The sequence below is a fragment of the Allorhizocola rhizosphaerae genome (assembly GCF_003426775.1).
Taxonomy (GTDB): domain Bacteria; phylum Actinomycetota; class Actinomycetes; order Mycobacteriales; family Micromonosporaceae; genus Allorhizocola; species Allorhizocola rhizosphaerae.
Map to the genome: position 1 here is coordinate 31449 of NZ_QJUG01000031.1, position 20154 is coordinate 51602.

Annotated in this window: 20 protein-coding genes and 1 tRNA gene; 10 read left to right on the forward strand and 11 right to left on the reverse strand. The window is 68.8% G+C overall.

Features of this window, described 5'->3' with window-relative positions; translation table 11 throughout:
- The first annotated feature begins 190 nt into the window (after window positions 1-190).
- Complete coding sequence (locus DM816_RS08995) at window positions 191-1450, forward strand: helix-turn-helix domain-containing protein (protein ID WP_117209691.1); 1260 nt, start codon at window positions 191-193, stop codon at window positions 1448-1450.
- A gap of 15 nt (window positions 1451-1465) precedes the next feature.
- The gene (locus tag DM816_RS09000) at window positions 1466-1969 is read left to right on the forward strand and encodes an SLOG cluster 4 domain-containing protein (protein WP_117209692.1); all 504 of its coding nucleotides are present in this window, start codon (window positions 1466-1468) and stop codon (window positions 1967-1969) included.
- A gap of 1 nt (window position 1970) precedes the next feature.
- Here DM816_RS09000 and DM816_RS09005 read toward each other — a convergent pair whose 3' ends face one another.
- The 4 genes from DM816_RS09005 to DM816_RS09020 form a co-directional block, all read right to left on the reverse strand.
- The gene (locus DM816_RS09005; RefSeq protein ID WP_117209693.1) at window positions 1971-2522 is read right to left on the reverse strand and encodes a hypothetical protein; all 552 of its coding nucleotides are present in this window, start codon (window positions 2520-2522) and stop codon (window positions 1971-1973) included.
- A 34-nt stretch (window positions 2523-2556) separates the two neighbouring features.
- Window positions 2557-3750, reverse strand: coding sequence for an APC family permease (locus DM816_RS09010; protein WP_117209694.1), 1194 nt, complete (start codon window positions 3748-3750; stop codon window positions 2557-2559).
- Window positions 3747-4412 (reverse strand): phosphatase PAP2 family protein, encoded by a 666-nt coding sequence (locus DM816_RS09015; RefSeq protein ID WP_117209695.1) that lies wholly within the window; start codon window positions 4410-4412, stop codon window positions 3747-3749. The genes DM816_RS09010 and DM816_RS09015 overlap by 4 nt, the downstream gene beginning before the upstream one ends.
- A gap of 94 nt (window positions 4413-4506) precedes the next feature.
- Window positions 4507-5469 (reverse strand): trypsin-like serine peptidase, encoded by a 963-nt coding sequence (locus DM816_RS09020; protein WP_246001741.1) that lies wholly within the window; start codon window positions 5467-5469, stop codon window positions 4507-4509.
- Window positions 5470-5561: 92 nt separating this feature from the next.
- On the opposite strand from DM816_RS09020, the gene DM816_RS09025 reads away from it, so the two are divergent.
- Window positions 5562-6779, forward strand: a complete 1218-nt coding sequence (locus tag DM816_RS09025) for a DUF4032 domain-containing protein (protein ID WP_117209697.1) — start codon at window positions 5562-5564, stop codon at window positions 6777-6779.
- Window positions 6780-6825: 46 nt separating this feature from the next.
- A complete protein-coding gene (locus tag DM816_RS09030) occupies window positions 6826-7413 on the forward strand; it encodes a phospholipase A2 (protein WP_117209698.1) in 588 nt (195 codons plus the stop codon).
- Here DM816_RS09030 and DM816_RS09035 read toward each other — a convergent pair.
- Window positions 7349-9058 (reverse strand): NAD-binding protein, encoded by a 1710-nt coding sequence (locus DM816_RS09035; protein WP_162907262.1) that lies wholly within the window; start codon window positions 9056-9058, stop codon window positions 7349-7351. The genes DM816_RS09030 and DM816_RS09035 overlap by 65 nt on opposite strands.
- 149 nt (window positions 9059-9207) lie before the next feature.
- Between DM816_RS09035 and DM816_RS09040 the strand changes: the two genes are divergently transcribed.
- Entirely contained in the window at window positions 9208-10485 is a 1278-nt protein-coding gene (locus DM816_RS09040; protein ID WP_117209700.1) for a hypothetical protein, read from the forward strand.
- 90 nt (window positions 10486-10575) lie between these two features.
- Here the strand turns inward: DM816_RS09040 and DM816_RS09045 are convergent, their stop codons facing one another.
- Complete coding sequence (locus DM816_RS09045) at window positions 10576-11667, reverse strand: ABC transporter ATP-binding protein (protein ID WP_117209701.1); 1092 nt, start codon at window positions 11665-11667, stop codon at window positions 10576-10578.
- 195 nt (window positions 11668-11862) lie between these two features.
- Between DM816_RS09045 and DM816_RS09050 the strand changes: the two genes are divergently transcribed.
- A tRNA-Thr gene (locus DM816_RS09050) sits at window positions 11863-11935 on the forward strand.
- An 84-nt stretch (window positions 11936-12019) separates the two neighbouring features.
- Complete coding sequence (locus DM816_RS09055) at window positions 12020-12238, forward strand: type II toxin-antitoxin system RelE family toxin (RefSeq protein ID WP_117209702.1); 219 nt, start codon at window positions 12020-12022, stop codon at window positions 12236-12238.
- Here DM816_RS09055 and DM816_RS09060 read toward each other — a convergent pair.
- Window positions 12229-13404, reverse strand: coding sequence for an aldehyde dehydrogenase family protein (locus DM816_RS09060; protein ID WP_117209703.1), 1176 nt, complete (start codon window positions 13402-13404; stop codon window positions 12229-12231). The genes DM816_RS09055 and DM816_RS09060 overlap by 10 nt on opposite strands.
- Window positions 13405-13793: 389 nt before the next feature.
- Here DM816_RS09060 and DM816_RS09065 point away from each other — a divergent pair, with 389 nt between their 5' ends.
- Window positions 13794-14255, forward strand: coding sequence for an IclR family transcriptional regulator (locus DM816_RS09065; protein ID WP_246001743.1), 462 nt, complete (start codon window positions 13794-13796; stop codon window positions 14253-14255).
- Here the strand turns inward: DM816_RS09065 and DM816_RS09070 are convergent.
- Window positions 14252-15058, reverse strand: coding sequence for an NAD-dependent epimerase/dehydratase family protein (locus DM816_RS09070; protein WP_211588602.1), 807 nt, complete (start codon window positions 15056-15058; stop codon window positions 14252-14254). The two genes, DM816_RS09065 and DM816_RS09070, sit on opposite strands and share 4 nt — an antisense overlap.
- A gap of 60 nt (window positions 15059-15118) precedes the next feature.
- Between DM816_RS09070 and DM816_RS09075 the strand changes: the two genes are divergently transcribed.
- A complete protein-coding gene (locus tag DM816_RS09075) occupies window positions 15119-16486 on the forward strand; it encodes a class II fumarate hydratase (RefSeq protein ID WP_117209706.1) in 1368 nt (455 codons plus the stop codon).
- A gap of 199 nt (window positions 16487-16685) precedes the next feature.
- Here the strand turns inward: DM816_RS09075 and rlmB are convergent, their stop codons facing one another.
- From rlmB to DM816_RS09090, 3 genes are read right to left on the reverse strand one after another with little or no spacing between them, the layout of a single operon-like run.
- Entirely contained in the window at window positions 16686-17792 is a 1107-nt protein-coding gene (gene rlmB, locus DM816_RS09080; protein WP_117209707.1) for a 23S rRNA (guanosine(2251)-2'-O)-methyltransferase RlmB, read from the reverse strand.
- 4 nt (window positions 17793-17796) lie between these two features.
- Window positions 17797-19206 (reverse strand): cysteine--tRNA ligase, encoded by a 1410-nt coding sequence (gene cysS / locus DM816_RS09085; RefSeq protein ID WP_117209708.1) that lies wholly within the window; start codon window positions 19204-19206, stop codon window positions 17797-17799.
- Complete coding sequence (locus tag DM816_RS09090) at window positions 19197-19859, reverse strand: HAD family hydrolase (RefSeq protein WP_162907263.1); 663 nt, start codon at window positions 19857-19859, stop codon at window positions 19197-19199. The genes cysS and DM816_RS09090 overlap by 10 nt, the downstream gene beginning before the upstream one ends.
- Before the next feature lie 22 nt (window positions 19860-19881).
- On the opposite strand from DM816_RS09090, the gene DM816_RS09095 reads away from it, so the two are divergent.
- Window positions 19882-20154: helix-turn-helix domain-containing protein (locus DM816_RS09095; protein ID WP_170318797.1), on the forward strand; the 273-nt coding region annotated here is incomplete at its 3' end.

Consider the following 20154-nt stretch of genomic DNA (forward strand, 5'->3'; position numbering starts at 1 on the left):
GCGGACCATCCATAAAGGACGGTCGCGCCCGCTGGCCCACCCGGCACCCGCAGGGCCGCAAGATCCCCGTTGGCCATAGACTGACCGACTCCGCGGTTCTGCCCTGCGTCAATATTTTCGATGGTGATGGGTTGAGCCCGGAAGTGCCGCGGTGTATGCAGACGTATGCAGACAGCCTTTGGAGGCAGCGATGGGCGAGACGTTCGGTGCGGCACTAAGACGGCTTCGCGGTGAAATGTCGCTGCGCCAGTTGCAGAGCCGCACCCAATACAGTGCCTCCTACCTGTCCGAACTGGAGCGTGGCATCAAGACCCCCACGACGAAGGTCGCCGAGCGCTGCGACGAGGCCCTAGGCGCGGACGGGAGTCTGGCGAGGCTAGCGCATACATCCACTGCACGGAACATTCACGTTGCGGTCAAAAAACGGGATGATGGGGTAGGCCAGGTTCCCATCAAGGAGCTCGCAATGACCGCTGAGGAGTCCGCACAGTTCATCCGCCGGGCTGGCACGTCCGCTAGCGCAGAGCTGATCGAGCAGCTCAGCGACGAGGTGCGCAGCCTGGCCATCGACTTTGTGAAACGCCCGCCGTACGCGGTGTTCGAGCCCATAGCCAAACTCCGGCGCGAGGTGTTCTCGATCCTGGACAGCCACGTCCGGCCCGAATACCTCTCCGACCTCTACCTGCTCGCCGGACAGCTCACCGGTCTGCTGGCTCACGCCAGCGCCGACCTGGGCCAACCGCTGATCGCCGACGCGCACGCCCGGACCGCGTGGATGTGCGCCGACCTGGCCGGGCACAACCCGTTACGCGCCTACGTCCGGTGGATCCAGAGCAACATCGCCTACTGGAGCGGCGACTACAGCCGCGCCGCCGAGACCGCGCAGGCCGGACAGCGCTACAGCTCGGCCGGGTCGAGCAAGCTGCGGCTCGCCAGCCAGGAGGCCCGCTCCTGGGCCGCGCTCGGCGACGCGCAGCAGGTCACGCGGGCGCTGCAGGTGGCGCAGAGCGCACGCGACAATCTTCCCGCCCGCCCCACCGAGGCGGGCGTGTTCTGGTTCAACCCCGGCAAAGCCGCCTACTACGCGGCCGAGGCGTGGCTCGCGCTCGGCAGCCAGGCCAACGCCCGGCGTGCCCTGATCGACGCCGCCGAGGCCAGCGCGCTGCTCACGGCCGAGGACGACCCGTGTCCCGAGCTGGTCGCCGCCGCGCACCTCGACCTCGTGTCGGCCCACCTGGCCCTTGAGGAGGTCGAGGCGGTCTTCGACCAGCTGCCCCAGGTGCTCGACCTGCCCGCCGAGCGCCGGACGGTCCCGGTCGTCGAGCGGGTCAACAAGATCGGCCGAGGGCTGGAGGGGGACCGGTTCGACTCTTCGGTGACGGCCGCCGATCTTCGTGAGAGGATCGCATTGTTCATGGCTTATCCCGCCACGCGTGAACTCGAAGGGTGATCGCCAGGAGGTAACGTGCCCGCTCAGGTGTCGGTCTGCGGGCCTCGGCACTGTACTTCAGAGGACGAGGCCAACGCCTTCCGGGTGGGCCAACTTCTGGCGGAGCGCGGGATCACGGTCGTCTGCGGCGGTGGCTCGGGTGTGATGGCGGCGGTCGCGGCCGGGGTGCGCTCGAAGAACGGTCAAGTGATCGGCGTGCGGCCGGGCGACGACCCCGACGACGCGTCGCCCGACCTGTCCGCGGTGATCGTCACCAACATGGGCGAGGCCCGCAACGCCATCATCGTGTGGTCGGCCGACGCGGTGATCGCCATCGGCGGGTCGTGGGGCACGCTGTCGGAGGTGGCCCTGGCGATGCGCCGGGGCGGGATCCCGGTGGTGACGCTCGGCGGCTGGCGCATCTCCGATCAGCACGGCAGACCCGTCGCGGGCCTGCTCGAAGCGCACTCCCCGGAGTCCGCCGTCGAGCAGGCATTGGCAGGGATCGAGTTGCACCCGTCCCGGAGACGGGCGCCCTGACCTACTCGCTCTGCTGCACGTGCAGCGCCATGCCGTCGAGCACGCCGGTCAGGTTGACGAACGGCATGGGGTCGACCACCTGGTATTCGACCGTGATCGTGTGGTTGCCGGGCCCCACCCGCTTGCACGCCTGCAAGGCGTTGGACTGACCGACGTCGGTGTTGAACGTGTGGTCACCCAGCGGGGGCTCCATCTCGACGTTGTCCAGCAGAATCCTGACCAGGATCTCGTCCGCCGGCAGTGTGTACGAGAAGTTCGGGTTGGTGAGCCTCGCGTCAGCCGAGAACTGCACCAAAATGTGGTCGGTCTGGTCGTTGGGCACGACGAAGTTGACCTGCATGCCGGGGATCGCGGTCCAGCCCGTCTCGGCGATGGTCAACGCATTGCTGTCGGTGCGGACGAACACCCGCTTCTGCGTGCCGCCGTCGCAGTTGAGCACGTCATTGACCACGACGTCGTCGGGGACCGCCTGCGCCTGTCCCGCCGTCACCGCGCCGACCACCAGCGCGGCCAGCGCCGGCAGCAGCCATAACTTCCTCCTCGAAAGAATCATGCGAGGAGATTGACACGCGCCGATCACGGTGGCGTCAGCGTCGCGTCACGGCGTACGTGAGGCAGCCGACCGCCAGCACGGCCACACCCGCGATCACCGAACCGGGCGGCAGCGTGACGGCGAGCAGGACACAGCCCGCAAAGCCCAGGGCGGCAACGGCTTTCAGCCACCACCTGCCGCCAAGCGTCCACGCCGACAGGTTGGTGATCGCGTAGTACGTGAGCACGGTCAGCGACGAGAACCCGATCGCCCCACGGATGTCCGCGAGCAGCACCACCGCGATGACGACCGCCGCGAGCACGAGTTCGGCGATCCACGGTGTGCGCCACTGCGGATGGACGCGGTCGAGCACGCGCGGCAGGTCGGCCCGGCGGGCCATGGCCAGGGTCGTGCGCCCCACGCCCGCCAGCAGGCTGAGCAGCACACCGCACACGGCGATGCCCGCGCCTACACGCACCACAATGGACAATTGCGGCACGACCTCGGCCAGTGGCGCCGTGGACGCCGCCAGCCGCGCCATGCCAAGCACGCGCACGCACACGATCGCCACGAGCAGATAGAGCACGAACACGACGCCCAGCGCGACCGGCACCGCGCGGGGGATCGTCCGCTGTGGCTCGACGACCTCCTCGCCGAGCGTCGCTATCCGGGCGTAGCCCGCGAACGCGAAGAACAGCAGGCCGGCCGCTGCCAGCGGGGTCGGCGAGCCCAGTGACACCGCTTGCGCCGTACCGGATGAGAAGGAAAAGAAGATGACGGTGAGCAGGACGGCCACGGTCACGGCGACCAGAACCTTTGTCGCTAAAGCGGTTTTGGTGACCCCGCGCAGGTTGACGGCCGTCAGGGCGACCACCGCGGCGACCGCGACCACCCGCGCCTGCTGCGGCCAGAGATAAAACCCGATGGTGAGGGCCATGGCGGCGCAGCTCGCGGTCTTGCCGACGACAAAACCCCACCCCGCAAGGTACCCGGCAAAAGCCCCCAGCCGTTCGCGCCCATAGACATACGTCCCGCCCGACTCCGGATAGCGGGCGGCCAGGCGCGCCGAGCCGGTCGCATTGCACGCCGCCACCAGCCCGGCCAACAGCAGCGCGGCGAACAACGCGGGCGCGGTCTTCGCCGCCGCGGCGGCAGGCCCCCACACCACGAAGACACCGGCCCCGATCATCGCGCCGAGTCCAATCACGACGGCGTCGACCGGTTTGAGCCTGCGCGCCAAGCTAGTCACGGCGACACTCTACGGACCGGCTTGGGGCTTGCGCGGCGGAGCGGGCGGAGTGTTTCGGGGAAGGCCCTTGCCATTATTCGATCGATGAGCAGACCCAGCGCGACGGCCGCGAGCCCATCGGTGAGCCAGTGGTGGCCCAGATAGGTGGTGGTGCATACCACGATGATCGGCGGGATGACCTGCAACGGGCGGGCGGGCACCAGCTTTTGCGCACGGGCGATCACACCCCACCACACGATCGCGTTGACCACGTGCCCGGACGGGTAGCTCATCGTGTACGTCGCCTGCTCGTTGAAGAACTCCACCGCATTGGGCAGCACGCTGTTGGGCGAATCCCGGTGCGACCAGATCTTCAGCGGCCCGATCGTGAGATAGGTCAGGGCGAATGCCACCGCCCAGGGCAGCGCGTTGCGCCAGTCCCTGGTGCGCCAGAGCAGATACAGGGTGAGCCCACCGGCCAGGATCCACGCGACCACGACCCCCTGCCCAAGCTTGTTGAGCACGACGGCGATCGCCTCGAGAAAGGAGTACTGATGCGCCTTGACGAACGCGCGCACGCCCTCGTCAAGCCCGGCGGTCCACCCTTTCGCGGCGGCAAGCGTGATCAACCCCAGGGCAAGCGCAAGCGCCACCTCCGGCCAATAGCCTATGATCCGCCGCATCGGATCACCTCCGCAGCGCGGCAGCGCGTCGCGAGAGTGATGAAGGAGCCGGAGTCCCGGAGCCTCGCGGAGGAAGTCGGCGCATCGGCCAACATTAGAGCAGGTGTTGGACCTGCGGGTAAATGCGATCCATCCGCACGCCGGAGTTCGGGCAGCCACCGAAGTGATGCAGCGCGACCACCCGATGCGTTTCGCGCGCCAGCACCGGCGAACCCGACGAACCACCCTCGGTGTCGCAATAGTATGAGATGTCGGTGTCCGCCGCGTACCCCTCGTAATACGGCTCGTCCACCGCGCAGTTGCCCATCGCGATCATCGCGGGCTTGCCGCCCGGGTGCTGCGGCACATACAGCTCCTCCCCACGGGCGGGCCGCCGCACATCCAGTTCGAGATAGCCGAATTTCTCCACCGACGAGAAGTTCGACACACTGAAGATCGTGTAATCGAGGGTCTTATCGCTGGCCAGCACCTCGCTCAGCCACACCTTGGTGGTCCTGAACACCGCATATCCGCCGCACTCCGCGCACTGGTAGTTGAACCAGACCTCCGTGTCGGCGGCCTCCTCGGGCGTTCCCACGCAGTGGTAGTTGGTCATCATCCGGTTGCTCGGGCCGACCCGGAAGCCCGTGCACAGCTCGGTCCCCTTGATCAGCATCCGAGCCACCGCCTTGGCGTTGCCATACGCCACCGGATTGGTCGTCCGGTAGCACACCGCGTCGGTCTTCTCATCGGGGCCGCAATTAGATTCTTCTTTTCTGGTACGCGTTCCGCGCGCCACCCGATCGACGACCCCATCGCCACGCACCACGACCATGTCCGCGCTGATCGACATCGCCCACCCGGGCCGGTCCACCCGGTGCGACTCGGCACCGTCCACTGTGCTCACCGTCACCGGCCCATCCACCCGCGCGAAGTGCAGCTTGACGTATTCGGCGCCCGGATAGCGCAGGGTCTGCTGACCCGTGATCACCTTGCTGATCCGCTGCACGAGCCCATCGGGGCCCGTTTCCGTCAAGACGCCGGCGTTGGCCGTCCCCGCCAGCACAACCAACGCCACGATCCCGATGATCCAACTGAGAGTCCGTCGCACGCATGTGTAACGAGCCACCGGATAATGCAGTGCTTCGGCTAAACGGTCATGCTACTTACGTGCGCATCACCTCCGCCCTCGTCGACCCGGCGCTGATCGACCTGCCGTGGTCCATCCCGCTCGAACAGTGGCCCGCCGACCAGCTGGTTGCCCTGCCCCAGGGCATCTCCCGCCATGTCGTGCGGTTCGTGCGCCTAGGCGGCACGGTCTACGCGGTCAAGGAGACCCGCGAGCGGATCGCCGAGCGGGAGTATGACCTGCTCCGCGCGCTCGAACGGCTGGGCGCCCCGGCCGTCGAGGCGATCGCGATCGTCGCCGACCGGGTCGACGAGCTGGAACCGGTGCTCGTGACCCGGCACCTGCAGTTTTCCCTGCCCTACCGGGCGCTGTTCTCGCACACGCTGCGCCCGCAGACCCTCGACCGGTTGCTCGACGCGCTCGCGGCGCTGCTCGTGCGGCTGCACCTGCTCGGCTTCTTCTGGGGCGACTGCTCGCTGTCCAACACGCTGTTTCGGCGCGACGCGGGCGCCTTCGCCGCATACCTGGTCGACGCCGAGACGGGTGCGCTGCACCTGCGCCTGTCCAACGGGCAGCGCGACGAGGACCTGGAGATCGCGCGCACCAACATCTTCGGCGAGGCGCTCGACCTGCAGGCGGCCGGGCTGCTGCACGAGAGCATCGATCCCGAACACGTTTCCGACGACGTGGTCCGGCGCTACGAGATCCTGTGGCACGAGCTCACCCACGAGCAGGCCGTTCTCGCCAGCGGGACGACCGACTCGCGGCGGCAGATCGACAAGCGCATCCGGCGGCTCAACGAGCTCGGCTTCGACGTCGAAGAGGTGGCGATGTCGATCGTCGAGGACGGCGGCGAACGGCGGGTCACGCTGCGCCCCAAGGTCGTCGACGCCGGCCACCACACCCGCCGCCTGCTGCGCCTGACCGGCCTGGACGCGGAGGAAAACCAGGCCCGCGCGCTGCTCAACGATCTGGACGCCTACCGGGCCGAGTCGGACATCCCGGACGAGGCGCAGGCCGCGCACCGCTGGCTCACCGAGGTGTTCGAGCCCGTGATCCGGGCCGTGCCGCCGCACCTGCGCGGCAAACTCGAACCACCCGAGCTGTTCGTTCAGGTGATCGGGCACCGCTGGCAGCTGTCCGAAAGTGCCGGGCGCGACGTCGGCCTCGCCCCGGCCGTGCAGTCGTTCCTGGCCGACGTCCTGGTGCACCGCCCAGACGAACAGGCGATCCTCGGCTTTGATCCGGAAGAAGTGTGATTTCATCCGGTACCCTGGGCGACTCCCCCGGTCGCAAAGGAAGTCAATGCGTTGGATCTCCCGTGCCGCCATGCTCACCCTCGGCGTGGCGGTGGCGCTCACCGTGGCCGCACCCGCGAGCAACGCGGGCACTCCGCTCAACCCCTCGGTCGTGCCCGCCGACTTCGCGTCGGTGATGGGATACGAGCCGGTGTCGGCCACGCTCGCCGACGGCACGGTGCGGCTGGTCAATCCCAAGGGCGCGTGCTCGGTCCCGGGCCAGGGGCGGCCGTTCGACTTCGAGGTGGCCTGCCAGGCGCACGACTTCGGCTATGACCTGCTGCGCTACGCCGCGCGCACCGGGACGCCCACGCCGCCGTCCACCCGCGCGGACATCGACCACCTTCTCGTGCACGACCTGCACGTGCAGTGTGCTCACCAGGAGGCTTGCGACGCGACCGTCGTGGTCTACCAGGCGGCGGTCGAGTTCAACTCCTGGCGCCAGGTCTTCGGCCCACCCGTCTCGTCCTCCGGCCTGCCGCGCACCGCGGGCCTGATCCTGCTCGGCCTCATCGGCGTCTTCGCGCTGATCAGACGACGGCAGCGGCTTGGCGCAGCAGGCGGGTTAGCCCATCGCGGGTACAGACCGCGGTGAGCTGATCCAGCGCCCGCAGTCTGGTCGCCTTCTGCGGGTTCCACTGTGGACGCGGCTCTCCCACCGGTTGGTGCGCGATCACCCGCACCGCTCCGGGGTCGTCGGCGGTGTCCAGGGGCGCCCCGTCCAGCGCGGAATCCTTCGTCACGATCACCTGGGCGAGCAGCAGCACGCGCCGGCCGACCGAGATCGTGCCGATCACCTCGCGGTCCATCAGCGCCTCGGCGAACGCCGGGGCCGCCACATAGGACACGCTGCTGGACAGCTGCAGGTCGAGCGTCTTGCGCGCCCGCGCCGCCAGATCCTCGTCGAACAGGCGCACCAGAACCCTCAGCCCGGGTTGAAGGTTGCGCCCGTGCAGCGCCGCCTCCAGGTTGATCACGTCGGTGCTGGCGACCGCCATCATCGCGCGGCAGCGATCCACACCCGCGCTGCGCAGCGTCGTCTCCCGGCTGGCATCGCCGATGATCACGGGGATGCCGAACTCGGCGGCGAGCGGGATGCCGCGCGCGTTCTCGTTGTGGTCGATCGCGACCACGGGCAGCCCGCGATCGTGCAGCAGGCGCAGCACCCGCGTGCCCACACCGCCCATGCCGACCACGACGACATGCCCCTCGCGCGGCTGCGCCAGCCGGCCCTGTGCCACCGCGATGCGCGCGTTGACCACCCCCTCAACGATCAGGGCCGTCACGAGCGGGACCAGCGCCAGCCCGGCGATCCCGATGAACAACTGCAGGACCTGCTCGAAGCGGGTCAGGTCGTAGTTTTCCTGTAGCCCGCCCAGCGCGGTGACGACCGTGAGATAAAACCCCTGCCAGGTGTCGATCTTCAAGTCCTGCCAGGCCAGCAGCGCACCCGAGACGACCAGAATCGCGGCGACCGTGAGAAAGGCCATGCCCAGCTTGCGCGAGAACAGCGCGCGCACGAAGGTCCAGGCTCCCTTCATGCCCCACCATCGGCGGCGGCGATTGTTGCCCAGCCGCACGGTGCTGATCAAATCTTCGGCCTCCGGACTGACCGCCTCGGCAAGGACCAGGTTGGCGCGCGCCGAGTCGGCCGGAAGCAGCGCGGGCCCGCCGAGCGCACCGGTATCGGCGAGCCCGCACACGATGTCCTGCGGTGGCACGTCGCCACGCCGGGCCACGATGAGCGTGCGCGACGCCACGTGTACCGGGTTGGCCGCCACCTCGCCCAGCGCCGTGGCGATGAGCGCGGGCGCGGCGATCTCGGCGTCGGACAGCACCCTGCAGTCGCCGAGCAGGTTCTCGATCCCCTGACCCAGGTGCGTGTTGTACATCCGGACCACGATGCGCAGCTTCGGCGCCAGCTCGCGGGCCTGCAGGGCGACGTGGATGTTGCCCACGTCGTCCTGCACGGTGAGCGCGAGCCCCGATGCCGTGGCCACATCCGCCTTGATCAGCGCCTTCTCGTCCACCCGCTCGACCACGACCAGTCGTACCCGCGGCAGCTCGGTGAAATCGCGGGCCGCCCGATGCTCCTGCTTGGTCATTAACACCACAACGTCGGCGCCGTAGCGCCGGCACAGCTGGTCGGCGAGCCGGTAGGCCAGGCCGTCCGAACCGTTGATGACAAAGTGTCCACCGCGCGGGCGCCGACCGGTCAGTGAAGGGAGGGGAAGGGGCACCAACGGATGGTATCGGTCACCGTCCAAGCAGCCATGGTCGCTTCGAGCGCGACGATTTGCCCGCTTTCGTCGTTGCACCAACGGACGAATGCACCAGTCGGCGGCGTCAACGCCGAGCCGTGTACCGGTAAGCAATCGAATGGATGGACATGAATAAGTGGTTGTACCGCGCCGCCGGCGCCGTTGGCGTCGCGAGCGGCACCCTGCTGTTGACCAGCGGCGTTGCCCACGCAGAGACGGAAACTACGGTTGACCCGCAGGCGATGCGCGAAGGCGTCGCGGAGTTCTTCACCCCCGACGGCCCCCGCGAGGAGTTCCTCGGCGGCCTGCTCGGAGGCGGGGACAAGGGCGGCGGCGGCAGTCCGCTCGGTGGCCTCACCGGAAGCTTGACCGGCGGGCTCGGCAAACTCACCGGCGGCACCGCGGGCAACAGCCTGCTCGGCGGGCTCACCGGGGGCGGCCCGCTGTCCGCGCTCACGGGCGGCCTCACCGACCCCGCCGCCACACCCAAGACGGTCACCGGCAGCCCGACCAACGGCGGCGGCCCTGTCGGCGCGGTGACCGGCACCCTGACGGGCAGTCCGGTCGCCGGCAGGAACGATCAGGTGCAGGGCCTCGACCCTGCAGTGAGCGGCGCCCTGACGCAGAACCGCCTCCCCGGCTCGCCCGCCGATGTCACCGCGCCCGCGCCCCGGGGCACCGGCGCGGACAAGAGCAGCCCGCGCCCCACGCCGCCCGACCTGGATCCCGGACGGAAGGTCAACGACGCGGCCGGACCGATGTTCTCCGCGGTACTCGCCGACGCCCTCGCCAGGCGCTTGGGCAGGCCCTCGCCCGTCACACTGCCCGCGCCGGCCTTCGAACCGCCCGCGCCCGCTCCTACGCCGTCGAACTCGGACGAGGAGCGAGCCTTCGCCCGGGAAGAGGCTCTCCCGCTGATGGACGGGCTGCCGTTGGTCGGCCCACTGCTCGGGGGCGAAGGCCCGCTGGGCAACATCGTCACCGGTCTGCTGGGCGACCTGCCGATCGTCGGCGGCCTGACCCCCAGGGCGCCCGCCGCTCCCGCTGTCCCGGCCGCTCCCGCGGCTCCGATCGCCCCTCCGGTTGCTCCGGGGGCTCCGTCTGTGCTGCCACTGCCACCCGTCGCCCAGCCGCCCTTGCGGGCGATTCCCGGGCTGGACGATCGGGCCCCGCAGGCGCCGGCTGACGACTCGCAGGCACCCGCGGTCGACCCGGCATCGGCACCAGGCAAGCCCACCGGCGACAAGAAGCACCGGTCTGGGACGCACACCGGCAAGCACCGGGCCACCGAGCGCCCCGAGGTTACCGACCCGCAATATCTGGAGTCGGGTTCGTTCCCGCTCCTCGGCTCGATCGCGAACTTGAACCTTCCGCTGAACCTGCCCCTATTGGGCGATCTCCTGTAGAGAACGAGAGCGACACCGCTGCCTGATTCGCTCTCGCCGAAAGAAAAGTGGGGCCGCCGTCGCGGCCCCACTTTTTCATGCTCTGCCAGGTCAGATGCGCACACCCGTGGTGGCGTGGAACGCGTGGTGGTGATCCGTGCGCGGCTTGACGAACACCGTGTCGCCAAGGTTGGGCATCGTGCGGCGGTCGGTCGCGACCACGAACCGCTCCGAGTCGCCGTTGATCGCGGCGTGCCCGTAGACGTTGGCGCCGGAGCCCAGGTCCTCGACCAGGTCCACGACGATCGGCATGCCACCCTCGGTGGCGGACACCAGCTCGCACTCCTCGGGCCGGAAACCGACGGTCACCTTGCCGTCGCCGCCCTCGGCACGCGCCTTGGCGATCTGGTCGCGGCTCAGCGGCAGGATCATCTGGCCGAAGATCGCGCCCTCGTCGGTCAACGCGACGGTCTTGATGTTCATGGCGGGCGACCCGATGAAGCCGGCGACGAACACGTTGGCCGGGGTGTCATACAGGGCACGCGGCGTGTCGCACTGCTGCAGGACGCCGTCGAGCAGCACGGCCACCCGGTGACCCATGGTCATGGCCTCGATCTGGTCGTGCGTGACGTAGACGGTGGTGATGCCCAGCTGTGACTGCAGCGAGGCGATCTGCGAACGGGTCTGCACCCGCAGCTTCGCGTCCAGGTTGGACAGCGGCTCGTCCATGAGGAACACCTGCGGCTCACGCACGATGGCGCGCCCCATGGCCACACGCTGGCGCTGACCACCCGACAGGGCCTTCGGCTTGCGGTTGAGGTAGTCCTCGAGCTGCAGCATCTGAGCCGCCTTCTTCACCCGCACGTCGATCTCCGACTTGGGCGTCTTGCGCAGCTTGAGCGCGAAGGCCATGTTCTCGTAGACCGTCATGTGCGGGTAGAGGGCGTAGTTCTGGAACACCATCGCGATGTCGCGCGACTTGGGCGGAAGGTTCGTCACGTCCTTGTCGTTGATGTAGATCGCGCCGTTGTCGACGTCCTCCAGGCCGGCGAGCATGCGCAGGCTGGTGGACTTGCCACAACCGGACGGGCCGACCAGAACCAGAAACTCGCCATCGCGGATCTCAAGATCCAGCTTGTCGACGGCGGGCCGCTCGGTGCCGGGGTAGTGCCGTGACGCCTGAGCGTAGGTGACCGTAGCCATAGGGGTGTGCTTCCTTTCACCGGCAGGAACGTGCCGGACGATCCGAGTAAAAGGCGGAACTTGTGACCGCCAACGTAACCGTGCAACGTCTCGTTAACAAGTCTGCGGATCATTATTTGGTACGGCGCCGCCGTAAACCGGTCGCCAGGGTCGATTTCGCCCGGCTACCCTGCCACACGTATCATCGATCCGCACGCCCGGTTAGCTCAATTGGCAGAGCATCCGCCTTGTAAGCGGAAGGTTAAGGGTTCGAGTCCCTTACTGGGCTCGAGCTGGCTCACCCTGCTCGTTGACCTCCAGTCAACTTCGCAGTGCGCCGCTATGCCAACCCCGGACTTATGCGGTCCCAGTGATGCCTACCGCCGAGCGTCAGCTTTCCTCGCGCCTGCCGGAGGCCGTCGCCGCGACCTGCGTCGAGTTCGTCCTCGGGGAGCTGGCCGGCAATCCGCAGCCGGTCGGACCCCTTCGCGCGCCATTCGAGGGGCATTGTCGAGTCCGCCACCGGATCGGCGAGGGCCAGAAGGTGGCCTACGTCTTGGACATCGACCACCGGCGCGATGCCTATCGGTAGCCCGGCACGAGCTCCTCGGGAAAGCCCTGCAGCGCGACCGGACGGCGAAAGCGCTCGACGGAGGCCGGGCCGACGGAGGTGGACCACGGGGCGGAGGTGGCCGGCCAGGGCCCGCCGTGGTGCATGGCGTCGACGACGGCGACACCCGTGGGCACGCCGTTGAAGATGATGCGCCCGGCCCGGTTCATGAGTGCCGGCAGCAGGTCCCGCACCGAGTCGTGATCGTCGTCGGCGGCGAGGATCGTGGCCGTGAGCGAGCCGTCCCAAGCGGGGATCGAGTCGCCCACGTAGATGACGACCGACGGCCCGAAGTGCTCCTCCAGGAAGGACGGGTCGAACTCGTGCGCCACGAGCGCGAACGGACGCGGGTCGGAGTCGCCGGCGTAGACGCGCCCCAGCCCGGAGGCCTGCTCCAGCCAGGCCGCGTGCGCCGCGGCCATGGCCGGCGTGAGCATGCGATGGGTCTTGCCCGTGGCCACCGCCTCCGCCAGCGAGACGGCGAACTCCTCCGAGGGCGTGACGACCAGGTTGGGTTTCGTGCACAGCTGGCCGGACGAGTTGGTGACAGACGCGGCGAGCGCCGACACGTCACCGTCGTATGACGGGAGCACGAAAACCGGGTTGAGCGAGCCCATCTCCGCATAGACCGGTATCGGGTCGGGCCGCGCCGCGGCCGCGTCCATCAGTGCCCGCCCGCCCGCGAGCGACCCGGTGAACCCGACGGCCCGGATGCGCGGATCCCGCACGAGCTCCAGCGACTTGTCGGCCCCGCCGTAGACGAGCTCGAACTCGGGCAGGGCCGCGGCCCCGACCGCCCCGAGCAGCTCGGCGGTCTTGGGTTGTGCCGGGTGGGCCTTGACGACCACCGGGCATCCGGCCGCCACCGCCGACCCGGTGTCGCCGCCGAGCACACCGAACGCCAGCGGAAAGTTGGACGCGGCGAACACGGCGACCGGCCCGACGGCCACCGGTACGGTGGTGATCCCCGGCGACGTGCGCCGCCACGGCGTCGCCGCGTAATCGCTGAGCATCCGCAGCTGCCCGGTGGTGCGCTCCAGCTCGGCCCGCAGGCGCGGTTCGAGCAGGCCGGTCTCGTCGCCCACCACCTTGACGATCTCATCGGCACGCAGATCCAGCACTTCTGCACACTTATACAGCGGAGTCATCACGGAACGCCTTCGCTAACGAGGACAACAGCGGAGCCGGGTCGGGCATCAACCCCAAATGATAGAGGGCCGCCCGGACGCACCACCCGTGGCCAGCTGCCGCACGTGCTCGTGCAGTTTCTCCACCGACGCGCCGAAGGGCGGCAGCGCCGACACATATGCCTGCATCCCCACCGGAGCCGAAGACCCGAGCGGCCAGCACCGCGCCGGAACACTGTCCACATCGGACACGAGACCCGCTCGACGAATGCCGGATCCCCGATCACGTCCACGGATCGGCATGCGCCGAAATCACCACACCGGCCTCTTCCACGCGGGCTGAAACTGCCGCATGCAAGCGGTGTCATCGCGCTGCCGAATCCCACACCGCGCGTAGTGGGAAGCCAGTCGTGCCAACTGATCCCGGTCCAGCCGCACACCCGCTCTACCTTGCCAGCCGCGAGTCGCGCGACACCTTGCATGTCATCTCGCGCGTCGGCCGGCGCCTGCCCACCCACATCACGGCGCTGGGCCAGGCACTGCTCGCTGAGCTCACGCACGAGGAGGTGGACAAGGTGCTTCCGTCCACTTTGGAGTCCTACACGGCCAACTCCATCACCGACCGGGCCGCCCTGCACGCCGAGATTGCCGCGGTGCGCGACCGCGGCTGGGCCGTGGAACGCGAGCAGGGCACACCGGGCGTGGCGTGCGTGGCGGCGGCCGTGCACTACCGCATCCCCGCCACCGACGCGATCGGCTGCTCGATGCCCGCCCCGGCCGCGACCGACAAGGAGATCCAGCGCGTCGCCAAGGCGGTCATGCAGCACACCACCGCCCTGGCCACCACCCTGCGCCGGGCCGGGATCCGTTAGTCCGCCCCGCCCAACGGCACGTCGCACCACTGCCCGCCCACCCGGTTGAGCACCGGATCGTTCACGAAATCGGGCTCGCCGTGCTCGGCGATGAGCTTGTCCGCGTGCTCCTCGGCATCATCCTGCGGGAAATAGCCGATCGCCTCGCCCTCGGCGAGCGACCACCATCGGCGCGTGTTGCGGCTGATCCCCCACACAATTCGAAACCCCGGCGACGGCGCCGACAGACACGCCTCCACCAACCGTCCGCCATCGGCGGGCGACAACCACATCGCCAGCCCGCGCAGCCCCGGCGGCGCCGGGGACCACAGCCCGATCCGCAGGCAGATCACGTCCATGCCGAACCGGTCCGCATACAGCCGGCCACACGCCTCCATGGCGACCTTGCTCCAGCCATACAACGTGTCGGGCCGCCCGGCCACCTCGGCCGCCAGCGGCTCACCAGCACGCGTGTGGAACCCGGCCGCATGATTCGACGACGCCACCACGACCCGCCCCACTCGATGAGAACGCGCCGCCTCAAACAACACATGCGTGCCGTACATATTGGACTCGATGACGTCGCGCACCTGCGACTCCCGGCTCTGCCCGCCGAGATGCACGATCGCGTCGACGCCGTCGACCGCCTGCGCCACAAACCCCGGATCGGTCACCGACCCGATCATCACCTCCTCCGACGGCAGAACATCGTTGGGTTGCTTGACGTCCAGCAGCCGGACCGTGCGCCCCGGCTTGGTGGCCAACAGCGGACGAAGCAACCTGGCGACGTTGCCCGCCCCACCGGTAAGCAAAAGCCTCTCCACCCGAAAAGCGTACAACATATTGTCATTTGTCCACATATGTAGACGGCATAAGATGGCCATATGAGGATCGAGCGCGACACCATGGGCGAGATCGAGGTGCCCGACGAGGCTCTGTGGGGTGCCCAAACCCAGCGCGCCATAGCCAACTTCCCGGTCTCGGGCACCACCCTGCCGCCACCCCTGGTCATCGCCCTCGCGCAGATCAAGGAGGCCTGCGCGCTCGCCAACAAAACCACCGGCGCACTCGAGCCCGACCTCGCCGACGCCATCGCCAACGCGGCCCGCCAGGTCCAGACCGGCGACTACTCCGCACACTTCCCACTCGACGTCTTCCAGACGGGCTCTGGCACGTCCACCAACATGAATATGAACGAGGTCCTGGCCCGCCTCGCCACTCAGGCCCTCAGTCGCCCGGTCCACCCCAACGACCACGTCAACGCCTCACAGTCGAGCAACGACGTCTTCCCCTCCGCGATCCACCTGGCCGCGCACAACGAACTTCAGGCCCGCCTGCGCCCCGCCTTCCGCGAACTCGTCCACACCCTCGACACCAAGGCGGTCGAGTTCACCCAGATCGTCAAGTCCGGCCGCACCCACCTCATGGACGCCACACCGGTCACGCTCGGCCAGGAATTTTCGGGCTACGCCCAGCAAATAAGGCGCGCATGGCAACGGATCGACTCAGTCCAATCACGACTCACCGAGCTCCCCCTCGGCGGCACAGCCGTCGGCACGGGCGTCAACACCACGTCCGCCTTCCGGCGCGCCGTCTACGACCACCTACCCGGCATGACCGAGGCCGAAAACCACTTCGAGGCGCATGGCGCCCGCGACTCCCTGGTGGAGCTGTCCGGCCAACTCCGGGCCGCTGCCGTGTCGCTCTACAAAATCGCCAACGACATCCGCTGGATGGGCTCGGGCCCCCGCGCGGGCCTGCGCGAAATCCGCATCCCCGACCTCCAGCCCGGCTCCTCGATCATGCCCGGCAAGGTCAACCCGGTCATCTGCGAATCCGTCCGCCAGGTCTGCGCGCAAGTCATCGGCAACGACGCCACCATCGCCTTCGCCGGCTCCCAGGGCGACTTCGAGCTCAACACCATGCTCCCCGTCATCGCCCACAACCTCCTAGAGTCCATCCACCTCCTCACCACCGTCACCACCCTGTTCGCCACCAAGTGCATCTCCGGCATCGAGCCCGACGAGGAAACCCTCCGCAGTTACGCCGAAGGCTCCCCCAGCGTCGTCACCCCCCTCAACCGCTACCTCGGCTACGAAGAGGCCGCAGCAATCGCGAAGCAGGCCCTCGCCGAATCCAGGTCAATCCGCGACGTGGTCATCGCCCGAGGCCACGTCGACCGCGGCACCATCACCCTCGCCCAGCTCGACGAGGCCCTCGACGTCCTTGCCATGACCCGCCCACCCGCATGACCACCACCGGCACCCTGCGCCTGGTCACGACCAGCGGCCACCCACCGCCAAGCTCCATCCCCGACACGGCGGCAGCCCCACCGCAGCTCACTGAAGCGGCGGCGGGATGTCCGTTTTGAGGACTAAAAACGCTCTTGCCTCGTCCTCGAAACGGACATCCCGCCGCCGCCGCACCATGCCCAGCCGACGGGTTCAAAACCTAAACCCCGCGCCGCCGCGCCACCTCAGCCAACGCCACCGCCCCCGCCACCGAAGCATTCAACGACTCAACCTCCGACAGCATCGGAATCCGCACCCGCAGATCGCACGTCTGCCCGACCAGCCGCGACATCCCCCGCCCCTCGGACCCGACCACGACAATCAGCGGCCCAACCGCCGCCTCCAGGTCATACAGCGAGGTCTCGCCATCGGCGTCCAGCCCGACGACGATGAACCCTTCGCCCTGCGCCTGTTTCAGCGCCCGGGTCAGGTTGGTCACCTGTGCGACCGCCATCCGTGCCGCCGCACCCGCGCTCGTGCGCCACGCCGTCGCCGTGACGCCCGCCGACCGCCGCGCGGGCAGGAACACGCCCTGCGCCCCGAACGCCGCCGCCGACCGGATCACCGCCCCGAGGTTGCGCGGGTCGGTCACCCCGTCGAGCGCGACCAGCAGCGGCTGCGGGCTCTCCAACGCGACCGCGAGCAGGTCTTCGTAAGGTTCGTACGCGAACGGCGGCACCTGTAGCCCGATGCCCTGATGCAGCACGCCGCCCGTGAGCCGGTCGAGCTCGGCCCGGCTGATCTCCAGGATCGCGATGCCCCGGTCGGCGGACGTGCGCACGCTCTCGCTCACGCGATCATCGATGTCGATCCCCTGGGCCACATACAGAGCCGTCGCCGGCACGTGCGCGCGCAGCGCTTCGACCACCGGATTGCGCCCAACCAACAGCTCCGGCGCCTCCTTGGGCGTCGGCGCCCTGCGCCCGGGTGCCACCCGCGGCCCGGCCGAACGCCCGGGAGTCGCCTTGCGCGGCCCGGTCGCGCCGCCCCAACCCTTGCCCCACGTGGTGTCCTTGGTGCCGGGCTTGCCCACCTTGGGCAGGCGCCCCTCGGCCTCGGCGGCGCGGCGCTCCTTGTCCTGCTTCCAGGCGGTGCGCGCGGGCAGCTTCTCCGTGCCCGAATAGCCCTTGTGCCACGGGCGCTCTTCGGCAGGCAGGGTCTTGCCCCGCCCCTTCAGCGTGTCGCGCCCCTTGCCCCCGCTGCCCTTCGGCGCCCCCTTCTTGCTCGTCTTGCGCAGCCCTCCGCGCCGCGACGTGTTTCCAGCCATAAATTCAAAGCCTCGCAATCGTCCATCGTGGACCGTGTGGCGTGTCCTCGACGACGACACCCGCCTGCTTCAACTGATCCCGGACCGCGTCGGCGGCGGCCCAGTCCTTGCGCTCGCGCGCGGCCGTGCGCTGCTGCAAAGCCAGCACCACCAACGCGTCCACCGTCTCGCGCAGCCCCCGGTCGTCGCCGGACGCGAACGCCGGATCGAACGGATCCAGCCCGAGCAGCCCGAGCATCGCCCGCGCGCTGCCGAGCGCGCCGCGCGCCTTGTCGACCTCACCGCCGGCCAGCGCCGTGTTGCCCTCGCGCACCACCTCGTGCAACGCGGCCAGCGCCGCCGACGTGTTCAAATCGTCGTCCATCGCCTCGGCGAACTCCGCGCACACGACCGTCGGCGCCGTCACCCCGGCAGCCTCCGTCGCCCTTAGGATAAAACCTTCTATCCTTTGGTACCCGGAAGCGGCCTCCTCAAGCGCGCCCCAGGAAAACTCGATCCGAGCCCGGTAGTGCGCGGCGAGCATGTAATAGCGCAGCTCGACCGGCCTGATCCCGCGCTCCCGCACCGCCGCCACGTCCACCACGTTGCCCAGCGACTTGGACATCTTCTCCGCACCGAGATCGAGCATGCCGTTGTGCACCCAGAACCGCGCGAACGGGTGCCCCACCGCCCGCGACTGCGTCATCTCGTTTTCGTGATGCGGGAACACCAAATCGGTCCCGCCACCGTGAATGTCGAACTCGGGCCCCAAAAAGCGATAGGTCATCGCCGAGCACTCGATGTGCCACCCGGGCCGGCCGCGCCCCCACGGCGACGGCCAGTATGCGTCCTGCGGCTCGGTCGCCTTCACGCCCTTCCACAGCGCGAAGTCGCGCGGGTCCTTCTTCGCCCGCTCCGGCCCGTCCGTCGCCGGCTCCATCTCACCCGGCTTCTGCCGGGAAAGCTGTCCATAGTCGGGATAGGACTGGACAGAAAAGTACACGTCCCCACTACCATCCGGCGCCACATAGGCGTGCCCGCGCTCGATCAGCATCGCGATCAGCTCGTGCATCTCGGGGATGGTCGCGGTCGCGCGCGGCTCATAGGTCGGCGGCAGCACATTCAACGCCCGATAGGACGCGCCCAGCAGCACCTCGTTTTCATAGGCGATCGACCAGAACGGCCGACCCTGGTCGAGCGCCTTCGCCAGAACCTTGTCATCGATGTCGGTGATGTTGCGCACGAACGTGACCTCGTATCCCGAGTGGACGAGCCACCGCCGCAACACGTCATAGCTCACACCGGAGCGAAGATGGCCGATGTGCGGGCCCGACTGGACGGTGAGACCACACAGGTAGATCGACGCCCGTCCAGCCTCGCGCGGCTCGAAGTCGCGCACCTGCCGGGTCAGCGTGTCATACAGTCTCAGCGCCACCCTGCAAGGATACGCGGCAGCTGCGACAGATTTTCGATGACCGCGTCGGGTCGCAGCCGTCCTGGCACCGGCTCGCCAAGCGGGTTGAGCCACACCGTCCTGATGCCGAACCCGGCCGGCCCCACCACGTCGTGCTCGTAGCTGTCGCCCACATAAACGATCTCGCTCGGCGCACACCCGGCCAGCTCGATCATCCGCTCGTAAAACGCGCCCGCGGGCTTTTTCGGTACCCCATCAATCAATGCATAGAGCTCGAAGTCGAACGCACCGCCCAGCCCACACCGCTCGGTCATGCTGTTGCCGTTGGTCGCATATCCCACCCGGAAATCCGTGCGCAACTTGCCGAGCACCTCCACCACCCCGGGAAACGGACGCGAGTGCGCATAGCGCGTCTCGAAGAACAGCTCGGCAACGCGCTCGACCTCCGCCTCACGCCCGGCCCGCGACAGCGTGTGCCGCAGCGCGGCCCGCCGGATCTCGGCCGCCGGCAGCTCGGGCATCCGCCTCCAGAAGTCGGCCCCGTCCTGCGAGAACACCTCGAACGTCAGGCTCGGCTCGCCGACCGCCGCCACGACGGCGGTCAGCGCGGTCTCCACCGCGTGCGTGGTGTCAACCAGAGTCTGATCGGCGTCGAACGCCACGGTGGCAATCACCTGAGAAAAGTACCCTGTGCTCGTGGATACCGCGCAGACATTGGATCGCGGCCTCCGGCTGCTCGGCCTGGTCGCAGACGCTCCGGGCGGTGTCACTGTGACGGAGGCCGCAGCCCGGCTCGGTGTCGGGCGTGCGGTGGTCTACCGCCTGGCCGCCACGCTCACCGAGCACGCCCTGGTCCGCCGCGACGCGCAGGGCCGCCTGCGCATCGGCGTCGGCCTGCTGCACCTGGCCCGCCGGGCCCAGCCCCTGCTCGCCGACGCCGCCCTGCCCGCCCTGCGCCGCCTGGCCGAC

Coding starts and splice junctions, on each gene's coding strand:
- DM816_RS08995 (WP_117209691.1), top strand. CDS start 191: ATGGGCGAGACGTTCGGTGCGGCACTAAGACGGCTTCGCGGTGAAATG.
- DM816_RS09005 (WP_117209693.1), bottom strand. CDS start 2,522: ATGATTCTTTCGAGGAGGAAGTTATGGCTGCTGCCGGCGCTGGCCGCG.
- DM816_RS09015 (WP_117209695.1), bottom strand. CDS start 4,412: ATGCGGCGGATCATAGGCTATTGGCCGGAGGTGGCGCTTGCGCTTGCC.
- DM816_RS09030 (WP_117209698.1), top strand. CDS start 6,826: ATGCGTTGGATCTCCCGTGCCGCCATGCTCACCCTCGGCGTGGCGGTG.
- DM816_RS09040 (WP_117209700.1), top strand. CDS start 9,208: ATGAATAAGTGGTTGTACCGCGCCGCCGGCGCCGTTGGCGTCGCGAGC.
- DM816_RS09045 (WP_117209701.1), bottom strand. CDS start 11,667: ATGGCTACGGTCACCTACGCTCAGGCGTCACGGCACTACCCCGGCACC.
- DM816_RS09055 (WP_117209702.1), top strand. CDS start 12,020: ATGCCTACCGCCGAGCGTCAGCTTTCCTCGCGCCTGCCGGAGGCCGTC.
- DM816_RS09060 (WP_117209703.1), bottom strand. CDS start 13,404: ATGACTCCGCTGTATAAGTGTGCAGAAGTGCTGGATCTGCGTGCCGAT.
- DM816_RS09075 (WP_117209706.1), top strand. CDS start 15,119: ATGAGGATCGAGCGCGACACCATGGGCGAGATCGAGGTGCCCGACGAG.
- rlmB (WP_117209707.1), bottom strand. CDS start 17,792: ATGGCTGGAAACACGTCGCGGCGCGGAGGGCTGCGCAAGACGAGCAAG.